20 protein-coding genes and 2 pseudogenes are annotated in these 21,001 nt (G+C 53.9%); 3 read left to right on the top strand and 19 right to left on the bottom strand.

Features of this window, described 5'->3' with window-relative positions:
• Positions 1–484 precede the first annotated feature (484 nt).
• Genes ACI77D_RS21600 through ACI77D_RS21580 form a run of 5 tightly spaced genes read right to left on the bottom strand, consistent with a single transcriptional unit; the run spans position 485 to position 4,408 of the window.
• Positions 485–1,120 (bottom strand): SCO family protein, encoded by a 636-nt coding sequence (locus ACI77D_RS21600; RefSeq protein ID WP_064450041.1) that lies wholly within the window; start codon positions 1,118–1,120, stop codon positions 485–487.
• Entirely contained in the window at positions 1,117–2,016 is a 900-nt protein-coding gene (gene cyoE, locus ACI77D_RS21595; RefSeq protein ID WP_064450040.1) for a heme o synthase, read from the bottom strand. Before cyoE ends, ACI77D_RS21600 begins: the two co-directional genes overlap by 4 nt.
• On the bottom strand, positions 2,004–3,083 hold the full coding sequence (locus ACI77D_RS21590; RefSeq protein ID WP_407017453.1) for a COX15/CtaA family protein: 1,080 nt from the start codon (positions 3,081–3,083) through the stop codon (positions 2,004–2,006). The genes cyoE and ACI77D_RS21590 overlap by 13 nt, the downstream gene beginning before the upstream one ends.
• Positions 3,084–3,093: 10 nt before the next feature.
• On the bottom strand, positions 3,094–3,678 hold the full coding sequence (locus tag ACI77D_RS21585; RefSeq protein ID WP_221295992.1) for a hypothetical protein: 585 nt from the start codon (positions 3,676–3,678) through the stop codon (positions 3,094–3,096).
• Positions 3,644–4,408, bottom strand: coding sequence for an SURF1 family protein (locus ACI77D_RS21580; protein ID WP_407017452.1), 765 nt, complete (start codon positions 4,406–4,408; stop codon positions 3,644–3,646). The genes ACI77D_RS21585 and ACI77D_RS21580 overlap by 35 nt, the downstream gene beginning before the upstream one ends.
• 28 nt (positions 4,409–4,436) lie before the next feature.
• Between ACI77D_RS21580 and ACI77D_RS21575 the strand changes: the two genes are divergently transcribed.
• Positions 4,437–4,640 (top strand): twin transmembrane helix small protein, encoded by a 204-nt coding sequence (locus ACI77D_RS21575; RefSeq protein WP_179610078.1) that lies wholly within the window; start codon positions 4,437–4,439, stop codon positions 4,638–4,640.
• A 6-nt stretch (positions 4,641–4,646) separates the two neighbouring features.
• On the opposite strand, the gene ACI77D_RS21570 is transcribed toward ACI77D_RS21575, so the two are convergent.
• From ACI77D_RS21570 to coxB, 4 genes are all read right to left on the bottom strand, one after another.
• The gene (locus ACI77D_RS21570; RefSeq protein ID WP_407017451.1) at positions 4,647–5,534 is read right to left on the bottom strand and encodes a cytochrome c oxidase subunit 3; all 888 of its coding nucleotides are present in this window, start codon (positions 5,532–5,534) and stop codon (positions 4,647–4,649) included.
• Between the two features lie 35 nt (positions 5,535–5,569).
• Entirely contained in the window at positions 5,570–6,121 is a 552-nt protein-coding gene (locus ACI77D_RS21565; RefSeq protein WP_102367829.1) for a cytochrome c oxidase assembly protein, read from the bottom strand.
• A gap of 144 nt (positions 6,122–6,265) precedes the next feature.
• A complete protein-coding gene (gene ctaD, locus ACI77D_RS21560) occupies positions 6,266–7,852 on the bottom strand; it encodes a cytochrome c oxidase subunit I (protein WP_064450035.1) in 1,587 nt (528 codons plus the stop codon).
• A 58-nt stretch (positions 7,853–7,910) separates the two neighbouring features.
• Positions 7,911–9,038 (bottom strand): cytochrome c oxidase subunit II, encoded by a 1,128-nt coding sequence (gene coxB / locus ACI77D_RS21555; RefSeq protein ID WP_262666657.1) that lies wholly within the window; start codon positions 9,036–9,038, stop codon positions 7,911–7,913.
• 369 nt (positions 9,039–9,407) lie between these two features.
• Between coxB and ACI77D_RS21550 the strand changes: the two genes are divergently transcribed.
• Positions 9,408–10,055 (top strand): hypothetical protein, encoded by a 648-nt coding sequence (locus ACI77D_RS21550; protein WP_064450033.1) that lies wholly within the window; start codon positions 9,408–9,410, stop codon positions 10,053–10,055.
• Between the two features lie 129 nt (positions 10,056–10,184).
• Here the strand turns inward: ACI77D_RS21550 and ACI77D_RS21545 are convergent, their stop codons facing one another.
• From ACI77D_RS21545 to ACI77D_RS21535, 3 genes and pseudogenes are all read right to left on the bottom strand, one after another.
• Positions 10,185–11,726 (bottom strand): SulP family inorganic anion transporter, encoded by a 1,542-nt coding sequence (locus tag ACI77D_RS21545; protein WP_221295990.1) that lies wholly within the window; start codon positions 11,724–11,726, stop codon positions 10,185–10,187.
• Positions 11,727–11,811: 85 nt separating this feature from the next.
• Positions 11,812–12,543, bottom strand: coding sequence for a carbonic anhydrase (locus ACI77D_RS21540; RefSeq protein ID WP_064450031.1), 732 nt, complete (start codon positions 12,541–12,543; stop codon positions 11,812–11,814).
• A gap of 228 nt (positions 12,544–12,771) precedes the next feature.
• Positions 12,772–13,608: pseudogene (locus tag ACI77D_RS21535) on the bottom strand (PA0069 family radical SAM protein); the annotation flags it as partial.
• A 20-nt stretch (positions 13,609–13,628) separates the two neighbouring features.
• Between ACI77D_RS21535 and ACI77D_RS21530 the strand changes: the two are divergent.
• Positions 13,629–15,362 (top strand): recombinase family protein, encoded by a 1,734-nt coding sequence (locus ACI77D_RS21530; protein ID WP_407017450.1) that lies wholly within the window; start codon positions 13,629–13,631, stop codon positions 15,360–15,362.
• 69 nt (positions 15,363–15,431) lie between these two features.
• On the opposite strand, the gene ACI77D_RS21525 is transcribed toward ACI77D_RS21530, so the two are convergent.
• From ACI77D_RS21525 to ACI77D_RS21495, 7 genes and pseudogenes are all read right to left on the bottom strand, one after another.
• The gene (locus ACI77D_RS21525) at positions 15,432–16,472 is read right to left on the bottom strand and encodes a hypothetical protein (RefSeq protein ID WP_407017449.1); all 1,041 of its coding nucleotides are present in this window, start codon (positions 16,470–16,472) and stop codon (positions 15,432–15,434) included.
• A 343-nt stretch (positions 16,473–16,815) separates the two neighbouring features.
• The gene (locus ACI77D_RS21520; RefSeq protein WP_407017448.1) at positions 16,816–17,178 is read right to left on the bottom strand and encodes a hypothetical protein; all 363 of its coding nucleotides are present in this window, start codon (positions 17,176–17,178) and stop codon (positions 16,816–16,818) included.
• A 106-nt stretch (positions 17,179–17,284) separates the two neighbouring features.
• Positions 17,285–17,695, bottom strand: coding sequence for a hypothetical protein (locus ACI77D_RS21515; protein WP_407017447.1), 411 nt, complete (start codon positions 17,693–17,695; stop codon positions 17,285–17,287).
• Positions 17,688–18,299 (bottom strand): replication/maintenance protein RepL, encoded by a 612-nt coding sequence (locus tag ACI77D_RS21510; protein ID WP_407017446.1) that lies wholly within the window; start codon positions 18,297–18,299, stop codon positions 17,688–17,690. The genes ACI77D_RS21515 and ACI77D_RS21510 overlap by 8 nt, the downstream gene beginning before the upstream one ends.
• Positions 18,300–18,986: 687 nt before the next feature.
• Complete coding sequence (locus ACI77D_RS21505; RefSeq protein ID WP_407017445.1) at positions 18,987–19,292, bottom strand: hypothetical protein; 306 nt, start codon at positions 19,290–19,292, stop codon at positions 18,987–18,989.
• A gap of 77 nt (positions 19,293–19,369) precedes the next feature.
• Positions 19,370–19,618, bottom strand: a pseudogene (locus tag ACI77D_RS21500) (radical SAM protein); the annotation flags it as partial.
• Between the two features lie 81 nt (positions 19,619–19,699).
• Positions 19,700–20,998: a cytochrome c gene (locus ACI77D_RS21495; RefSeq protein WP_262666653.1), complete on the bottom strand. Its 1,299-nt coding sequence runs from the start codon at positions 20,996–20,998 to the stop codon at positions 19,700–19,702.
• Between the last annotated feature and the right edge of the window lie 3 nt (positions 20,999–21,001).

The raw sequence follows: 21,001 nt of genomic DNA, 5'->3' as shown, positions 1-21,001 counted from the left end.
CATAAAACACAGACAAGAAAAAGCGCCTGACACATGGTGGCGCTTTGTGCGCCTAACGATATAAGGGCTTCCACACCCTGTCACTGAATTTGCAGCGACAGCGCAAAGACTAGCCACCCCAACCGCACCCAACAAGTTCACGCACAGCGCCACAACTTGCAGGAAATGTCCGACGACTCACTATTCAACCCTTGCTCAAAACCCAATGTGGGAGCGGGCTTGCTCGCGAAAGCGGAGTGTCAGTCACCGAATCGGTCGACTGAACCATCGTCTTCGCGAGCAAGCCCGCTCCCACACTTGTTTTGTGTTGCCTGAAAGATCAGTGCAACACACTTGCGTTCAACCCTTGCACAGAACCACTGTGGGAGCTGGCTTGCCTGCGACAGCGTGGGGTCAGTCAGCCTATTAGCCACTGAACTATCGCTATCGCGGGCAAGCCAGCTCCCACAGGTGATTTGTGTTGTTGGCTGGGTCGGCGATCGGCTTATTTGCGCTGCAGCAGACCCGGCAATTGTGCCACCAGCTTCTGGTTGTTCAACGGCGCACGGATAAACCCACGCTGCGTACCATCCGGGCCGATCAGCGCCAGGTTGCCGCTGTGGTCGACGGTGTAGTTCGGCTTGCTGGTGTCCGCCGGAATAAACGGAATGCTCACCGCATTCGAGACCTTCTGCACATCCTCCACATTCGCGCCGGTCAGGCCTTCGAATTGCGGGTCGAAGTAGCCCAGGTACTGCTTGAGCTGGGTCGGTGTGTCGCGGTTCGGGTCAACGCTGACCAGGATCACCTGCAACTTATCCACCACCTCTTTAGGCAGCTCGCTCTTGATCTGGCGCAGTTGGGCGAGCGTGGTCGGGCAGATGTCCGGGCAGAAGGTGTAGCCGAAGAACAGCAGGCTCCACTTGCCTTTCAACTCGTTGACCACTACCGGCTGGCCGTCCTGGTTGGTCATGGTCACCGGCGGCAACTGGCGGCTTTGCGGCAGCAGGATGATACCGGCGTCGATCAGCGCGGTAGGGTCGCCCTGACCTTTGCTGTTCAGCACTTTGTTGACGGTCAGGCCCATGATCAACGCGACGATGGCCACCAGGATAAACACGGTTTTTTGAGTTCGAGTCATAGGTTCAACAGTAAGTAGTGGTCTACGAGCAGGGCGATAAACAGCAACAGCAAGTACCCAATAGAGTACTTGAACGTGTTGATCGCCGCGTGCGGCTTGCTGCCACGGTACAGCACCCAGGCCCATTGCAGAAAGCGCCCGCCCAATACCAGCGCACACGCCAGGTACAGCAGGCCGCTCATGTGGATCACATAAGGCATCAGGCTCACCGCCAGCAGGGCGAAGGTGTAAAGCAGGATATGCACCTTGGTGTAATGCTCGCCGTGGGTGACCGGCAGCATCGGAATGTCGGCCTTGGCGTATTCCTCCTTGCGGTGAATGGCCAGGGCCCAAAAATGCGGCGGGGTCCACGCGAAGATGATCAGCACCAGCAGCAGCGGCTCGGCGCTGACATGCCCGGTGACGGCGACCCAACCCAACAGTGGCGGCGCGGCGCCCGCGAGGCCACCGATGACAATGTTTTGCGGGGTCGCACGCTTGAGAAAGCCGGTGTAGATCACCGCATAGCCGAGCAGCGACGCCAGCGTCAGCCAGGCCGCCAGCGGATTGGTGAACGCCAGTAACAAGGCCAACCCCGCAACGGCTAGAAACAATGCAAAGGCCAATGCCGCCACCGGCGATACCCGCCCGTCTGCCATGGGCCGTTTATGCGTGCGTGCCATCACCGCATCAATCCGTCGATCCACCACATGGTTGACCGCCGCCGCGCCACCGGCGCACAGCACAATACCCAGGTTGCCGAAAATCAGCACCGTCCACGGCACCCCGGCGCGGGTCGCGAGGAACATGCCCACCAGCGAGGTGATGAGCATCAGCACCACGACTTTCGGCTTGGTCAGCTCCAGGTAGTCACGCCAGATAGCCTGATCGCGACGCGCGCCGATCAAGGTCGCCATGGCATCTCTCCTTTAAGGGTGATGAGGCCCGATACGTGTTTACGGGGGATGAAACGCCAGCCGAACGGCAGCTGATTGCGCACCCGGACCAGGCTGGTGCGCGCGTGGTAATTGACCAGCACCAGCGTCAGCAACAACGCCGCGCCACCGGCGTTATGGCCGACCGCAACCGGCAGCGGCAGATGAAAGTACACGTTGCTCAGGCCCAAGCCGATTTGCGCCGCCAGGGCGATCAGCAACAGGCCCGCGAGCCGGGTCATGCCCACGGCGCGTAACTGCCAGGCCAGGCCGAACAACACCAACGTAACCAGCATCGCGCCAACGCGATGGGTCAGGTGAATGGCCGTGCGCGCTTCGCTATCAAGCTGGCCACCGAGGTAATTGGGCCCGATGTGCTGGGTCAGGTGAAAACCGTTGGCAAAGTCCGCCGCCGGCCACCACTCGCCATGACAGGTGGGCAGGTCGATACAGGCCACCGCCGCGTAGTTGGAACTGACCCAACCGCCCAGCGCAATTTGGCCGATCACCAACACCAAACCGGCGGTCGCCCAATATTGCAGGCGCTTGGGCACGATCAACGCCGGCAGCACGCCGGACAGGCGCAACGTCAGCAAAAACAGCAAGCTCAAGGTGGCAAAACCACCGAGCAGATGGCCGGTCACCACTTGCGGCCACAGCTTCAGCGTCACCGTCCACATGCCAAACGCCGCCTGGGCGAACACCACTGCCAACAGGAACAGCGGCAGTTTCACCGGCTGGCCGGGGTCACGCCGATGGCTCCACGAGCGCGCCGCCAGCAGCACGATCAACACACCCAAAGTGCCGGCAAAGTAGCGATGCGTCATCTCGGCCCACCCCTTGTCGGCCTCCACCGGCGTGTCGGGAAAATGCAGCTCGGCATGGGCCAGTTGGGCTTCGCTTTGCGGCACGCTGATGAAGCCGTAGCAGCCCGGCCAGTCCGGGCAGCCGAGGCCGGCATGGGTCAGCCGGGTGTAGGCGCCGAGCAGCACAACGATCAACGCTAACAAGGTGGCAAACAACGCGAGGCGAAATCCAGGTTTGGCCATGACGATGCCCTTATCCGATGTTCGACAGTTTCAGCAGCAGGCGCAGGTCGTTGAGCAAGTCCTTGCCCTTGACCTTGGCGTCGTAGCGCAGCACCAGGTTGCCGTGGGGGTCGACGATCCACAGTTGCGCGTCGCCGGGCGCGGCGGCGTCCTTGGTGAAGGTCGACAGGTCCAGCGGGTAGCGTTGCAGTTGCGGGTATTCGGCCTTGAGCTTGGCGTCATACTCGGTGCTCACCGGCTGCGCACTGGCCAGGGCATGGCTGGCGCGGGAAGCATCACGGCCCAGGCTGATTTGCAGCTGGCGCGCCAGATACACCAGTTGCTGGCACTCGGCAGCACAGGCGGTGGGCGCGGTCACCAGCAGTTGCCAACGGTCCTCGTCCGCCTGCACGCCAATGTCGGCGCGGGTCTGGCCGCTGCCGATCAGTTCACCGTGATAGCTGCGGCTGTCCGGCACCCAGAACTGCAGTTTGTACATGAAGGTGGCCAGCGCCATCGGGCCGATCACCATCATCAGGATCAACATCAGCTGCCAGCGGCCTTTGCGCCGATCAGGCGCCTCAGACGTGCTGGGTGGATTCATGGCCGCTCCCATGGGACTTCTCCTTTTTGTTGTGCCATCCGAGGTAGAGGTAAAGCGCCAGCAGCGCCAACGACATGGCGAACCACTGCACGGCATAGCCCAAGTGCTTTTCCGGGCCCATGGCGACGATGGGCCAGGTGGTGTCGTACGTACCGGGGCCAGGTTCGGCGCGCAGTTCGTAGGCAAAACCGCTGCGACCCAATTCAGCCCACAGCGCGGCGGGATGCAGCGCGGTGAGCAAACGCGGCCATTGCGTGGTGGCAGGGTCGGCGTGCAGTTGGAAGGTTTCGCCGGGGGCGACGTACACCCAGGCGTCGAGATTCAAAGGTTGCTCGGGGGTCGTAAAGACGGGGGGTGTGCGCCGATCCGGCCACGGCAGCCAGCCGCGATTGAGCAACAGCCACGCACCGCTGGCTTGGTCGTGAAAGGCTTGCAACAGCTCTACACCGGCCCTGCCGTCGCGCATGCGGTTGTCGAGCAACACGCTGTGCTCGGCGTCGAATTGGCCGCGCAGGCGCACGCGGCGAAAGGCTGGGTCGGCCATGTCATTCAGTTGCACGCTGTTGATCGGCTCGGCCACACGTCGCTCAGCGTAGCTGTCTACCAGCTGCTGTTTTTCATGGCCGCGCGCCAATTGCCAGAACCCCAGGCCCACCATCAACGGCAGCAGCACCAGCACTACCAGCGTCGGCGCGAGCCCTGGGCGAAAGTCTTTTATGGCGCTGGCTATACTGGTTTTCATTGCCCGCCCATCCGAATGGAACCTGACCATGCTCAAAGCAGCCATTGCCCTGATGCTGATCGCGACTGTCGTAAGCCTGTTCAGTGGCTTGTTCTTTCTGGTCAAGGACGAGGGCAACTCCAACCGCCTCGTCACTGCCTTGACCGTGCGTGTCGTACTGGCCGCGATCACCGTGGGGTTAATCACCTGGGGCTTTTTCAGCGGCCAGCTGGTTTCTCATGCACCGTGGTAAGGCGCCTCAGAGCACATAAACGAAGAAAAACAGCCCGATCCACACCACGTCCACAAAGTGCCAATACCAGCTCGCCGCCTCAAAGCCGAACTGGTGCTCGGCATTGAAATGCCCGCGCAGGATGCGCATCAGCATCACAAACAAAATGATGGTGCCGATGGTCACGTGCGCGCCGTGAAAGCCGGTGAGCATGAAGAAGGTCGCGCCGTACACGCCCGAGCCGAGGGTCAGGCCCAGTTCCTTGTAGGCGTGCATGTATTCTTCGGCCTGGAAGGCCAGGAACGCCCAGCCCAGCAGCACGGTCAGTGCCAGCCAGATTTTCAGCGCGCCACGATGGCCCTTGCGCAAGGCATGGTGGGCGATGGTGATGGTCACGCTGGAGCTGACCAGCAAGATCGTGTTGATCAGCGGCAAGCCCCACGGGCTGATGGTGCCTTCTGGCGCGGGAAACATTTTGGGGTCTGGGTTATTGAGCAACGGCCAGGTGAACTGGAAGTTCGGCCACAGCATGTGCGCGATGCCCTTATGCCCTTCACCGCCCAACCAGGGGCCGGACAGGTGCCGCACATAAAACAGCGCGCCGAAGAACGCGACAAAGAACATCACCTCGGAAAAGATGAACCAGGTCATGCCCCAGCGGAACGAGCGGTCCATCTGCGGGCTGTACAACCCCGCGCGGCTTTCCTTGATGACCGCGCCGAACCAACCGAAGAGCATGTAGGCCAGTAACAGGCCGCCGACGAAAAGGATCCACGGCCCGTGGGATTCCGGGCGCGCCGCCTTCAAGTCGTTGAACCACACCGCCAAACCGTACACGGTGGTCAGCATGCCCAAGGTCGCAATTATTGGCCATTTGCTTTGCGCCGGTACGTAGTACGTATCATGAGCCGACATGTATTCGCTCTCCTGATTAAGCCTGCAAACAGTCGCTAGCCGCCGGTATGTACAGCCACGGGCGGCTGGCGCGCAGTGATGTCAAACAGCGTGTACGCCAGGGTCAAATGCTTCACATCCTTGGGCATGTCGCGATCGACAATGAAGCGCACCGGCATTTCGATACGCTGACCGGGCTGCAGCACTTGCTGGGTGAAGCAAAAGCATTCGGTCTTGTGGAAGTACATCGCCGCTTCCGCCGGGGAGATGCTCGGCACCGCCTGGGCGGTCATGGCCTTGTCGGTGGGGTTGTAGGCGACGAACAGCATTTCGGTGACCGCACCAGGGTTAACCACCACCTCGTCAGCCTTGGAGTGAAACTCCCAGACCATGTCGATAGCGTTGGTCGACAGGAACTGCACGCGCACCTGGCGCGTAGGGTCGACCACCTGCTCGCCCTCGTACTGCCCGGCGGTCTTGCCGTTGATGCCGAACGCCTTGCACATCACGTCGTAGATCGGCACCAGGGCGAAGCCGAAGGCGAACATCGCCACTACCAGGATCAGCAGGCGGGTGACCAGGCGCTTGATGGGCACGGACTCAAGCATGGCAGCCACCCCGCTTTTGACTTTCTGTGGGAGCTGGCTTGCCTGCGATGAGGGTCTGGCAGTTGATAGATTCGGCGACTGACATACCGCTATCGCAGGCAAGCCAGCTCCCACAGGAGAGCGAGGTAGCCTGGGTCAGGGTATTCACTTGACCTCCGGCGGCGTGGTGAACGTGTGGTACGGCGCAGGCGAAGGAATGCTCCATTCCAGGCCTTCGGCGCCATCCCACGGCTTGGCCGGTGCCGGCGGGCCGCCACGGATGCACTTGATTACGATGAACAGGAAGAAGATCTGTGTAGCGCCGAACATGAACGCGCCGATGGACGAGACCATGTTGAAGTCGGCGAACTGCAGGTTGTAGTCCGGCACCCGGCGCGGCATGCCGGCCAGCCCCACGAAATGCATCGGGAAGAACGCCATGTTCATGCCCACGAAAGACAGCCAGAAGTGCAGCTTGCCCAGGGTTTCGTCGTACATGTGGCCGGTCCATTTCGGCAGCCAGTAGTAGGCCGAGGCGAAGATGCCGAAGATCGCACCGGGCACCAGTACGTAATGGAAGTGCGCCACTACGAAATAGGTGTCGTGGTACTGGAAGTCTGCCGGGGCAATCGCCAGCATCAGCCCGGAGAAGCCGCCGATGGTGAACAGAATCACGAAGGCCACGGCAAACAGCATCGGCGTCTCGAAGGTCAGCGAGCCTTGCCACATGGTGCTGACCCAGTTGAACACCTTCACGCCCGTGGGCACGGCGATCAGCAGCGTGGCGTACATGAAGAACAACTCGCCCACCAGCGGAATGCCGACCACGAACATGTGGTGTGCCCAGACGATAAACGACAGGAACGCGATGCTCGCGGTGGCGTAGACCATCGAGGTGTAGCCGAACAATGGCTTGCGCGAGAAGGTCGGGATGATCGAGCTGACGGCGCCGAAGGCCGGCAGGATCATGATGTACACCTCGGGGTGGCCGAAGAACCAGAACACGTGCTGGAACAGTACGGGGTCACCGCCACCGGCCGCGCTGAAGAAGCTGGTGCCGAAGTGGATATCCATCAACATCATGGTCACGCACCCGGCCAGTACCGGCATCACTGCAATCAGCAGGAACGCGGTGATCAGCCAGGTCCAGACGAACAGCGGCATCTTCATCAGCGTCATGCCGGGGGCGCGCAGGTTGAGGATGGTGGCGACCACGTTGATCGCGCCCATGATCGAACTGATGCCCATCAGGTGGATGGCAAAGATGAAGAACGTCACGCTTTCCGGCGCGTAAGTGGTGGAGAGCGGGGCGTAGAAGGTCCAGCCGAAATTCGGCCCGCCGCCGGGGGTGAACAGGGTCGAGACCAGCAGCAGGAACGCCGCCGGCAGCAGCCAGAAACTGAAGTTGTTCATGCGCGGCAGGGCCATGTCCGGCGCGCCGATCATCAGCGGGATCATCCAGTTGGCCAGGCCGACGAACGCCGGCATCACCGCACCGAACACCATGATCAGGCCGTGCATGGTGGTCATCTGGTTGAAAAACGCTGGCTGCACGATCTGCAGGCCCGGCTGGAACAGTTCGGCGCGGATCACCATGGCGAACGAGCCGCCCAGCAGGAACATGGTGAAGGCGAACCACAGGTACATCGTGCCGATGTCTTTGTGGTTGGTGGTCAGTACCCAGCGCATCAGGCCTTTGGCGGGGCCGTGGGCATGGTCGGCGTGACCATGGTCATCGATCACAGTGCTCATGGCCGTTCTCCTGCAAACGAGTGGGCGAGGCGGTTCAGGGCATACGCTATGAAGGCAGTCATTTGCTTTCCGCCTGCTTGATGGCCAGCACGTCTTTAGGCGTGACCATGTCGCCTTTGTTGTTTCCCCAGGCGTTGCGTTCGTAAGTCACTACGGCGGCGATATCCACTTCCGACAGCTGTTTGCCGAACGCGGCCATGGCGGTGCCGGGCTTGCCGAAGTACACGCGGTGCAGGTGATCTTCCTTGGGCCCGGTGGCAATCGGCGAACCTTTGAGTGCCGGGAACATCGGCGGCAGGCCCTGGCCCTCGGCCTGGTGACAGGCCACGCAGGTAGTGTGGTAGACCTTGTCGCCACGGGCTACCAGCTCATCGAGCGTCCACTCTTTGGAGGTCAGCTCCTTGAGCTTGGCGGCTTCTGCCTTGCGCTCGCCGAGCCAGGTGTCGTAGTCGGCCTTTGATTTGACCTCAACCACGATGGGCATGAACCCATGGTCTTTACCGCACAGCTCAGCGCACTGGCCACGGTAGATGCCAGGCTTCTCGACCCGGGTCCAGGCCTCGTTGACGAAACCGGGGATGGCGTCGCGCTTGACTGCAAACGCCGGCACCCACCAGGAGTGGATCACATCAGCGGCCGTCACCAGGAAACGCACCTTGGCACCTACCGGCAGCACCAGCGGCTGGTCGACTTCGAGCAAATAGTGCTCGCCCTTGGTGGCTTGGTTATGGATCTGCTCGGCGGGCGTGGCCAGGTTGCTGAAGAACTCCACGTCCTGACCCAGGTATTTGTAATGCCACTTCCACTGGTAGCCGGTGACCTGGATATCGATATCCGACTCAGTGCTGTCGTAGATATTGATCAGGGTCTTGGTCGCCGGAATGGCCATCGCCACCAGAATCAGCAAGGGCACCACGGTCCAGAGGATTTCCACGGTCGTACTCTCGTGGAACTTGGCGGCCACCTGGCCCGTGGACCGGCGGTGCATGATCATCGACCAGAACATCGCGCCAAACACGACAATGCCGATCACCACACAAATCCAGAAAATGGTCATGTGCAGGTCAAACACGGCGTGACTGACTTCAGTAGCCCCTGGCGCCATATTCGTTGTCCAGGCGGCTTGCGCCTGGCCGAATACTGACCACAACAGTAGGCCCATCCAAACATGTGGATGTCGCGTCATTGCGGGTTCCCCTTTATGTTTCTTGTTATCCCGCCGGTTTGCACCTGCGGCGAAGGGAGCGGCTTCCATACTGCTTACAACCGCCAAGCCTTGCCTGCTTCATGCAGTTGGGCGTCATCAGCTAATTGCGTACAAAACCGAGTATAGACAGCCGCACCAACCCCGCAATGTGTAGGGGCAAATGAGCAAAAACAGACGGGCGGGCCTAATAAAGCCGGGGGCGGAAACGTTTATCCGACGAGCGATGGCATTTCGATATAACGCCTGCGCATAACCATGAAATAATTATGACAAATGCGTCTTAGGTGCTCGTATAAACGAGCTACCTTATCTTCTCCCTTTTCCTACGCCTGCTTCACTGGAGCTTTCATGAACACCGCTGCATTGCGCGAGCAGATTTCCCGTGCCCATCAACACGAAGCCAGCACTGGCCAGCTTGCCCAGCAACTGGAAAAACAATTGCCGCACCTGCACTCGGCCATCTCCCTGGCTGACGGTGATCGCAACATTGTCATGACCCGTTTTGTCACCGCCTACATCGAGCTCGTCCCGGACTTGCTGGAAGCCGCCAATGACGTGGCCCGCGAAGCCGGGATCGAAAGCCAGATCAAGCCGGTACTGAAAATCGCCGAGCATTTCTTCCTGCAACCGCCCGCGATTCTGGCCGGCCATGAAGGCCTCGACGGGCTGCTGGACGAGGCCTACCTGGCCCATCGTTTGGTGGAGGAAGTCAACGATCTGTATATCAAGCATTTCGGCCAACCGTTGATTCCGGCGGATACCACTGTGGCCAACGTGATTGCCCACCAACTGATCGGTGAAGCATTCGCCAACCAGCTGGATGAAGCCGTGCACTTGGCGGTGGATGAAATGCTCAACGAAGACAGCTTTGCGCTGGAGTCGGTCGAGGCGTATCGCGAGACGCTCAAGAGCCCGAACACGGAAGCGGCGTGGAAACGCTGGCCGTGCCTGTCGCGGCAATTGGGGGTTGAGTTGGCGCTGGATCAGCCTGCTTAAACTTGCGACCTGATACAGATCACATGTGGGAGCGGGCTTGCCCGCGATGAGGGTGTGTCAGTCAGCCAATGTGTTGACTGACACGCCCTCATCGCGGGCAAGCCCGGCTCCCACAGTGTTTTGTGGTGTTCAGACAGGCGCCGAACCGATTCCCACTGTCGTGCGCACCCGGCCTTCCAGCCGGCGCTTCAACCCCCGCGCCTCAATCACCAGCCTGGAGCCTTTGGCCGCATTGGCCCGCCCCCATTCCTCCAGCAATTCCAGGCACGAATGGTCGATGTAACTCAGGTTACTCAGCGGCACATGCAACGTGGTCCCCGCAGGCACCGTCGACAGCACCTGGGTCAGCGCCGGGACTTTGAGAAAGGTCGCCGCGCCGGTCAGGCGCAGTTCCATCTCACCGTCCTGAGGCAAGTCGATCAGGCTGACTTTCAGTCGCGAAGCCTTGAAGGCCAGCTTCACCAATGTGAGCCCGAAGCCCACCAGTACACCAGTGAGCAGGTCGGTAAAGATGATCGCCAGCGCCGTCGCGGCATAGGTGAACATCGGCATCCGCCCATAGCGGCCCAACGCCCGGAACGCCTTTACGTCCACCAGCTTGATCCCGGTGTACACCAGCACGCCCGCCAGGCTCGCCACCGGAATGCTTTGCAGCACACTCGACAGCAGCAGCACGAACCCCAACAGCCACAGGCCATGGAACATCGCTGACAACCGCGTGGTAGCGCCGGCCTGCACATTGGCCGAGCTGCGCACGATCACGCCGGTCATCGGCAGGGCACCCACCAGGCCGCATAGCATGTTGCCCACACCTTGAGCAGACAATTCCTTGTCGAAATCAGAACGCTGACCGCTGTGCATACGGTCCACCGCTGCGGCGGACAGCAGGGTTTCGGCGCTGGCAATAAACGCTACGGCGAACGCGGCGATCAACAGCTGTGGATCAGCCAGGTTGAGGAGGTCACTGGGGCGCAACCAGTCGATCGCGTCAGCGAGGTTTTCCGGGACTTCCACGCGCTTGACCTGCAACGCCAGCACCAGGCTGGTGACCGTCGCCAGGCCCACGCCCAACAAGGCGCCCGGCACGAAGCGTAGTGCGTGCGGACGGAATTTGTCCCACAGGTACATCACCAGCATCGTCGACAGCCCCAGCAAACCGGCCTGCCAGCCGAGGCCACCGCCAAGGGTCGGAATGGCTTCGACCAATGCGGCCGGGAAGCCCGCCAGGTTATCCAGCCCTGAAGGTTTGGGGGCGCCGTCGAGCATCACATGGACCTGGGACAGCACAATCAGCACGCCGATCCCCGCCAGCATGCCGTACACCACGGCCGGGGCCGTGACCCGGAACCAACAGCCCAGGCGCAAGCGCCCCGCCACCAGTTGCAGGAAACCCGCCAGCAGCAGGATCGGCCCGAGCATCATCATGCCGTGCTGGCGCACCAACTCGAACACCAACACCGCCAAACCCGCTGCCGGGCCGCTGACCTGCAGCGGCGAACCCGCCAACCAGCCCACTACCAGCCCACCGATAATCCCGGTGATCAGCCCTTTGGCCGGCGGCATGCCGGAAGCAATCGCAATGCCCATGCACAAGGGCAGGGCGACCAGAAACACAACCACGGACGCGAGCAGCTCCCGTGGCAATACAGCTTTCAATTGAGCAGCACGCATGATGACTCTCCCGAGGCATTCGCCGGGCGCGGCAAAGCCTGGCTGCATCCATGGCAGCCACCGCTTTACCCGGCAGGGAAGTGTTTTAGAAGCGCGCTTTAGGCGTCGCGCAAGGGATTGGCCCGTCGCCGCTCAGCGGTCGGAACGCCGCCTGGTCAGCGTCGTATGCGCGAATTTCGCTGGTCTCGATGTTGTAGATCCAGCCATGGATAAACAAATGACCATTGGCCATGCGCGAAGCCACGGAAGGGTGGGTGCGCAAATGTTGCAACTGGGCGATGACGTTTTCTTCGGTCAGCACCTTCATGCTTTCGCCTTCATTGGCGCAGTCGCAGTTGTCCTCGACCATGGACTTGGCGACCTCGGCGTGGCGCAACCAGGCCTTGACCGTCGGCATCTTTTCCAGGCTCTGGGGGTTGAGCACTGCGCGCATGGCGCCGCAATCGGAATGCCCGCACACGATGATGTGCTGCACGCCCAGGGCAAGTACCGCGTACTCGATGGCCGTGGAAACACCACCATTCATCTGGCCGTAAGGCGGCACCACGTTACCCACGTTACGGGTCACGAACAGGTCGCCGGGCGAGCTTTGGGTAATCAGCTCGGGCACGATGCGTGAGTCGGCGCAGGTAATGAACATTGCGCGCGGGCTCTGGGCCGTGGCGAGTTTCTTGAAGAGTTCTTCCTGCTGAGGGAAGACGTCGTGATGGAAATGCAAAAAGCCGTCAACGATGTGCTTTAGCGCTGCATCGGCGGTTTCCGCCACCTGAGGGGCTGAAGCCGACGCAGCCAACGGCTGTTTATCCTTGTCACTCATGATTCATCCTCTTGATTAATGCAGGGTGAGTGTTCAGGTCTATTCGACGCCCAGCCTTTGAAATAGTTAGCAAACTACACAAACCGAGGCGCCGACTCATCAGTCACTCGCTGAACAAGGTAACCATCGAAACTTAACTCAAACTGAATGAACCGCTCTAGATCGAGGGTTTCACTGATGTCAAAACGCGACTATTCCTACAGAAATAATGCGTTCTTCCTCGTCAGTTTACAACAATGCCATTTGCCTGCCAGGCGGGCAAAACACCGAACAATCCAGGTTAAAACCCTCCCGGCGATTGAGCCCCAGCCGCTTGATCGCCTTGCTGAAGCGCTGCGCCAGCAAATCAGCAAACGGCCCCTCGCCGCGCATGCGCACACCGAAGCGGCTGTCGTACACCTCACCCCCACGTACCTGCCGCACCAGGCTCATCACATGGGCCGCACGCTGCGGGTAATGCGCCGCCAGCCACTCCTCGAATAACGGCGCCACTTCCAATGGCAACCGCAGCATCATATACGCCGCACTCTGCGCACCCGCCGCGTGGGCTTCGGTCAGCAGGCTTTCCAATTCACTGTCGTTGATCATCGGAATCATCGGTGAACACAGCACACCCACTGGTATGCCTGCCTCACGCATCACTCGAATCGCCCGCAATCGCGCCTTGGGCGCCGCCGTGCGCGGCTCCAGGATGCGCTTGAGTTCGTCGTCCAGGCTGGTGAGGCTGATCATCACCGCCACCAGACGTTGGCGCGCCAATTCAGTGAGCAAATCGAGATCGCGCAGGATCAGCGAGCCCTTGGTGATGATCGTCACCGGGTGCCGATAACGCAGCAGCACTTCGAGGGTCTGCCGGGTGATCTTGTATTCGCGCTCGATAGGCTGGTACGGGTCGGTATTGGAGCCCAGATTGATCGGTGCACACACATAACCCGGCTTCGACAGCTGCTGTTCGAGCACGTCGGCGGCATTGGTTTTTGCGATCAGTTTGGTTTCGAAATCCAGCCCCGGCGACATGTCCCAGTAGGCATGGCTGGGCCGCGCATAGCAGTAGATGCACCTGTGTTACGCTATAAGACACTCACATGCTAGGTATCCAAGCTATGCAACGGAAATGCTATTCATACGTTCGTTTTTCTCATAAAAAACAAGAGCTTGGAACGTCATTTGCTCGACAAAGTGATATTCAGCATTTCGTAGAGAAACACAATCTCATAGTAGATACGAAGCTTGAAGATTTGGGCGTTTCTGCTTTTCGTGGCAAAAACTCACAGAAAGGTAAGTTGGGTGATTTCATTGACCTTGTTGAAAATGGGCTGATTGAAGAAAATTCGATTTTGCTGATTGAAAACTTCGACCGTCTATCAAGACAGAAGGTTATTAAATCCACGCAAATTTTTATCAACCTTTTGAACCGTGGGGTAGATATAGCTGTTCTTGACACGGGAAAAATCTACTCAAAAGATACGCTTTTATCATCTGATTTTTTTATAGCAATAATTGAATTTGAACGAGCTAACGCAGAATCATCACGAAAAAGCGATTTTACAAGTGCAGCTTGGAATATTCATCGCTCTGAAATGCGCAAAACCAAGGCTGTTAAAACCAAAAAAACACCTTCTTGGATAGGTGTTTCAGGAGTAGTCAAGGCTCGCCCAGGTGAAGAACCAGCTTCATTCTATATCATAGAAAATGAAGCACGGAAAATAACGAAAATATTTGAATTGGCTTTGTTTAAAGGTTTGAGTGAAACTGCAAGGTCTGTTAACGAATGGCTTGAACCTGACGAGAAAAAATACTCTATTCATCAAATCCAATACCTGCTTAAAAATAGGAAATTGATTGGTGAGCATCAGCCGATGAAGTTTCACGAAAGTGAAAATGGGCAGATGAAGCTAATGCCAGAAGGACCAACAATTCACGATTATTATCCATCCATTGTTGATAAGTCCATTTTTGATGAAGTACAAGAAAAAATTTCAGGACGTAAGCCATTTTCGGGAAAATTTAATAAATCACGCTTGAATATCTTTCAAGGGTTTATCACCTGCTATCACTGTGCCGGGACAATTCGATACATGGACAAATCCAGCACTGAAAGAAGCAATAAGCACTATTTCGTTTGTACAAATTCAATGTCTGGGAAATGCGTGTTAGGTAAACGACTCACATACAACGCAAGTGAAGCAATGCAATTTTTCTTTGAAAAAACAGATCGGTTAAATCTGTCCGAAATCTTTGAAAATGATGAAAATATTTTACGTCTCAACAACTCAATCAGAGATGCTGAAAGAGCTTTAAAAAATACAAACAATCAGCTTGAACAGTTAAAGAAGCAAATCAGAGAAATGCTTCGCACTGGCAAAAATATATCTGACACATTGAACGAAATGCTTATCGAGTTTGAAACGTTACAGCGTGAACAAATCAACGCACTTAAAACGCTGAAAGAAGAAAAAGAAACGTCAGTAGCACAGATTGAAGTTTCTAGAAATTTCAATCAGGAAAACATTCTGGAACTGCTCAATGACAAGAGTGATGAAGCAACACGAAAAAGAATTAATATTAACAATCATCTGAAACAGCTAATTGAGAATATCCAATTTTTTTGCCGTGGTTATTCAAAGAAAAACCCTATTACCGGCGTTGAAGATAAACGCTCCACTTTAATTCCAACAATGATAGTAAAATTTAAAAATGGCGCAGTGAGGGTCATTGTTGAAAATGAATTAATAAAAGACGTAGGTGAACAGTCTGGTGGTGCAGAACTTTATCTGCAAATTTTAGAAGATATGCACCAAAAAATGGTTCTGAAATAGATACAGTGAGTCCTTTTAGTTGGACAATTAGAAATTGTCTAACCAAAAGGACTTCGATTCGAAAAAGTTTCACGTGGAACTATCAAGTTTGTTACGTCTACGATAAGTAGGTCTTGTTACTTCCAAACCTTCTTTTTCAAGCTCTGAAACTTCTGCATCAATCATATTATCAACAAGCAAAATATCACTTTCATCAGTTTTATCACTTTCAGTGATTTTATTTGCTTTTGCTTCAACATCTTGTCTGTTGATTAAAACATCAAGTGTCGAATCATTTCTTATGCTATTTACCCAGTTAATCAAACTCGATTTAAAATCATTAAATGCCTTTACAATAAAATTCAACTTCGCTCTTTCAAGCATTATTTGGGATTTTTTATTGTCTAACTCAATCTCTTTAATCTCTAATTCTTTCAGCTTTGCCTGTGCTTCTTTCTGTACAAGAACAGCCACAGCAGTAGAGTTCTGCGCGTCCAAAACGAGTTTTGAAGAGTTTTGAGCTTCTTCTTTTGCTTTGTCATACTCGTAACGCTGTGCAGTCTTGCGTCTGCCCACGTTGACTCTTAGCGGTTTATGGTGTGTATGATCGATATTACAATGCTTCAATACTGACTGATTAAACTGTAATTTCAATTTCGCTAAAACGTTCTTTCTATCCAAATCAGCCAATCTCTGCCCTAAAAAAATCCTTGGAACAAGAAGATTTAAGTGAGGATTTGCCTGGTCGTGTATATTCAAAAAACACGCTCGACCAAAACGATTCACGTCTTCTTTAATCTCTAATTCTTTGTGAATTGTATTAACCAAATCTTTTGATATTTTTGTCCATTGTTCAGCCGTAGGCTGATGGGGTGGCGGTAATATGAAATTAAAAGATTGAGCAAAAGACTCAACTTTTCTACCACCTTTTTTATTTTTTGCGTCAAATGTAATCGTTTCTTGAATAGTGTTATTAAGAAATGTATTTGCGTCAGAGTTAAACAGTGCATAGATAGTCGTATTTTTGTGATTTTTGTGCTTTTCACTTACTAAATAACTGACATATTCAGACAATCCAAAATCTTTATTTTTGACTCGCTCTGTCGTTACAGTCCAATTTTTTATGCTCATATCGAACCCTCGAACTTTGTTCGACAAGTCTTACAAACTATTGAAAATCTTGGAAAATCAAACTCTGTGTTTGTATGCCAAAGCAAACCATGCTGTGTTTTTTTCTTGCAGTTCGTGCATAGTAAATATAAATTATTCATTGCGTTTAAAGTTGTTATGCTTTTATATTAGCATATCGTAACAACGAAATTTCATAGTTGTTCATCCGAAAAGGTGGTGTTCAAGATAGGACAACTCTGCGAGTTGACGGCTTCGCCTTCCTATTTGCTAGGGGATACCCCTAGAACCCAAGATCAAAATCTACGGCAAAGGCAAAGGCAAAGGCAAAGGCAAAGGCAAAGAATCAAAATCGTCTAAAAGATTTATCTCTGCGCGTGTTCAAAATCTGCTGTTTATCAACAGTCGATTTTGGACGCACTTTACGAGATTTAAAAAAAAGACGCAAAACGTCGTTCACAATAAAAATCAACGCAAGACGTTCTGACATACTGCTACGTTCTTGCCCAAGAAAAACTACTTGCTTAACAATTTTCCGCTCTTTGTTTTTTGAACTTGCTTGATATGTTTCGACAAGTTCAATCAGCAAAAGTAGTTGCTGAATGTTATTCGCATTACTCAATAATATCTGAAACGCACTGACGACTTTCAAGTCTCTTATAGAACTAACAAGATTTTCTGCTTTTGCTCTAACTTCTATTTCATTCATAGTGATTTGTATTTTCTATCATTATACAATAATTACCTTAACCCCCCAGCGGGGGGAAGGGGGGAGAAAGGTAGATACCGCAGTATCTGCGGCAAAAGAAAACAATTTAAAATCTGTATGTCTGAACATCAACAGCCTTTTTTTCAGTTTCAGAATCAGAGATATAGAAAAAATCTTCATTACCCTGTCCAACAATTTTACGTTTTGATATTGATTCTTTGCAAACAGCTACGTCTTTTTCAAACCACAAAAAATCAAAGTAATGCGTTATTTTGATTGATGCGCCTTTCCCCCCTTCGATGTATTTTCTGCTTCTACAATCAGCTTCTGCATTTGCAATTGCTTGTTTTTTAGCAATTGCTGCTTTTGCATATGCTTCTTTTTGTGCTTTTTGCTGTGCAAGCTCTACTTGTCTATTTTGTATATCACGCACATTAACTTTTCTATCTTCGCCAGACTGGTGCAAAAAGATAAAGACTAGACAAAGTATGACGAAAACACCAAATCCGTCATTCATGTTTAATGCCTTTCGAATTATGCATATGCTTAATTTGAACATCATCATAGACAGATGCTTTTTCAAAATCTGCACGACGCTCTTTATCCATTCTCTGATAAAGCCCAATGAAAAAATAATTCGTATTGAAATAAATGCTGTTGTTTTCGTCAATAATTAACACTTTTTTATTTATGAGTGTTTTCCAGTTTCTGTTTATGACAGAGGCGCTGATTTTCGTTTTTGCTGCGATTGATGCTTGTGTCATTGAAACAACATTACCCCATTTTAGAGTGTCTAAAATGTGAATGATGATTTTGAATTCTGTCGGTGTTAAATCTAGCTTTAAGAGATTTTCTGAAAAGCCATAAAAATATTTAACGTCTTTCTTTAACGAATTTTCTTTCTCTAATTCTATCTTTGTAGATATTTTTGCATTGATTTGTTTATCATCGTCATTAGCGTTTTTCTTGTCATTTACATATCTGCTATGTAATACAGACATTGCTAATTCAACAGCACGATTAACTTGCTCTGATATGGCTGTTGCATTGTCAGAGTCTGCAGGTCTAAAATTATCATCTTGTTCAGTATTTGCACTATTAACATCTATAAACTCATTCATTTATTTCCTCATTTTGCTAGTTATAATCATAGCGTAGCATTTAGATTTGAGAAATAAAGACTTAAACGACAAAATAATTAACTTTTTTGAAATTAAAATTTCTATATGAGCAATTTTGCTTGTTTAAGAGAGATTGAAGAAGGTTTATTTATTGATTGAGAAGTTAATTGTATTGTCGAAATAGTCATTGCCGAAAAAGTCAACGTCATTGACGAAAAAGTAAAAGTGCATTGATAAAAAAGTCATAAGCATTGATTAAAAAATCAATGACTATTGATGAAAAGGTATATAATCATTGATTAAAAAGCACATAGACATTGATTTTTTAGTCAATAGCGAAGGGCTGTAAGCCACGTTATACGTGGCTTTGAGGGTTGCTTAAGATGGTAATGAGGTAAGGCTTTTAAGGTTTAATAAGACCCGTAAGAGAGGATTAAAAAATACACGGCATAAACTGCCGTTAACTTACTTTATTTTTTAAAAGCAATAAAGCAGAAAAGCAATAAAAGCGATTTTGGTATTCTCTCTTAATGATTCATCCATAACATTGACCCCACAGGGGTCAAGGTGAATTACTAACGCCCAGATACTGCGCCCGCGCCTATGCGGCGTTTCCGGGCGAACCCAGCTAATGAATCATTCCTTGGCTATTGACCGTCGAACATGACACCCCAAAGGGGCGCCTGCCTATAAAGAAGCAAGAAGATCTTCATCGTTCCAGCCTAAAACCTTCTTCTTGGTACTTTGAAACTTATCAGCCGAGTGGATGGCACGTAGACGAATGATATTCCCTCTTTCCCTCCGGGAAAGCTCGGGTTTATCAGATAAAATCTTGTCATATGCTTTTTGAATTCTCTCATGCACATCATCAAGCTCTATTTGAAGTATATCGGCTACCCACTTATCTAACGTAACAGTCGTTTTCTCGCCCTGTTCATTTAAGATTTGATAATTAGTTTTTCCATCTGGGTATTGAAACAGTTCTGGAACCATCACATCACCATACCTTTTAGGGTTTTCAAAGGTCCATCATCACATATTCAGATTCAACCTAACACAACATCTCAGTGTCTTATTGAAGAATAGATACAGCCATGCTCGCAGCCGCGATAAGGGTTGATTGAGCGATCGAAGGGCAAGTCCGGCGAGTTGTTGCGGGTGATGATGCTCTTGGCCGTCTCGATACGCACTTCGGTGCCCTGGGTCGGCGGCACTTCCTGAAACCAGCCGTCGTCCTCGACCACGCTGGTGGTCGGCGCAAAACGGTTGTGCAGGTTGGTGGCCGTGCCCCGGCCACGGGGCGGCAGCGGAGTAGACATGAAAACGCCTCGATACTGTTTTTATATACAGTATCGAGGCGCGGGGGTTCTGACCAGTGCCGTTTGGCGGTCAGGGCAGGATCAGTGCTTCTGCGTCACCTGCCCCAGGTCATCGCCCGAGGTGGTGCGCATATCACTCTTGCGCAGGTCCGCCACGTCACTGGCTTTCACGGGCGCGCCTTTGTTGCCCCAGCTGCCGCGAACAAAGCTGACGACATCCGCCACTTCCTGGTCCGACAAACGCCAGGCAAAAGCCGGCATGGTGAATGTCGACGGCGCCGTGTGAGTCGCCGGCAAGGTTCCACCGTTCAACACAATGTTGATCAACGACGTGGCATCCGCCGTCTGCAACACCGGGTTACCCGCCAGTGCCGGGAACACCCGCGTATAACCATGGCCGTCCGTACGGTGGCAGGCGGCGCAGTTGTCGATATACACCGACGCGCCCGGCTTGCTGTCATCGCCTTTCCACAGCGCCTCGGCCACCTGCTTATCGTACTGATGCGGCTGATCCTTGGGATCGACCACCGGCAGGCTTTTGAGGTAACGGGCGATAGCGGTCAGGTCGTCCTGCGACATGTACTGCATGCTGTGCACGACAACATCACTCATGCCGCCAAACACCGCGCTGCGGTCACTGCGACCGGTCTTGAGGAACTGCACCAGTTGCTCCTCGCTCCAGCTACCGAGACCGTCCTTGTGGTCGCCACGCAGGCTTTTCGCGATCCAGCCTTCCAACGGCGCGCTGCCGGACAGGAAGGCAGCGCCGTCCGCGGCACTCAGGGCTTTTTCCTGCATGGTCAGCGCGCGCGGCGTATGGCAGGCGCCACAGTGGCCGAGGCCTTCAACCAGGTAGGCGCCACGGCTGATCACCGGGTCGGCGGCGACCTGTGCCGGATGCTCCTCAACCGTCGGGGCAAACATCCAGCGCCAGGCCGCCAACGGCCAACGCATGCTCAAGGGCCACGGAATGTCACTGTCCTTGTTCTCTTGGGCGACCGGCTCAACACCTTTCATGAAGTACGCATACAACGCCTGCATATCGCTGTCGCTGACGCGCGCGTAGGACGGATACGGCATCGCCGGGTAAAGCGTACTACCGTTCTTGGCGACACCATGGCGCACGGCCTTGTCGAAGTCTTCGAAGCTGTAGTCGCCCAGGCCCGTCTTGTCCGGGGTGATGTTGGTGGAATAGATCACGCCGATGGGCGTTTCCATCGGCAGGCCGCCAGCGAACGGCTTGCCGCCCTTGGCGGTGTGGCAGGCCACACAGTCACCCGCGCGGGCCAGGTATTCGCCCTGCTTGATCAAGTCGGTTTCGGCGGCGCTTACCGAGCAACTGCTGAGCAACGCCAGGGTGGCGATAACGAGTGCTTTCATGGT

The organism is Pseudomonas sp. O39 (genome assembly GCF_045447295.1).
GTDB classification, from domain to species: domain Bacteria; phylum Pseudomonadota; class Gammaproteobacteria; order Pseudomonadales; family Pseudomonadaceae; genus Aquipseudomonas; species Aquipseudomonas antarctica_A.
This window is presented reverse-complemented; position numbering and strand designations above follow the sequence as displayed.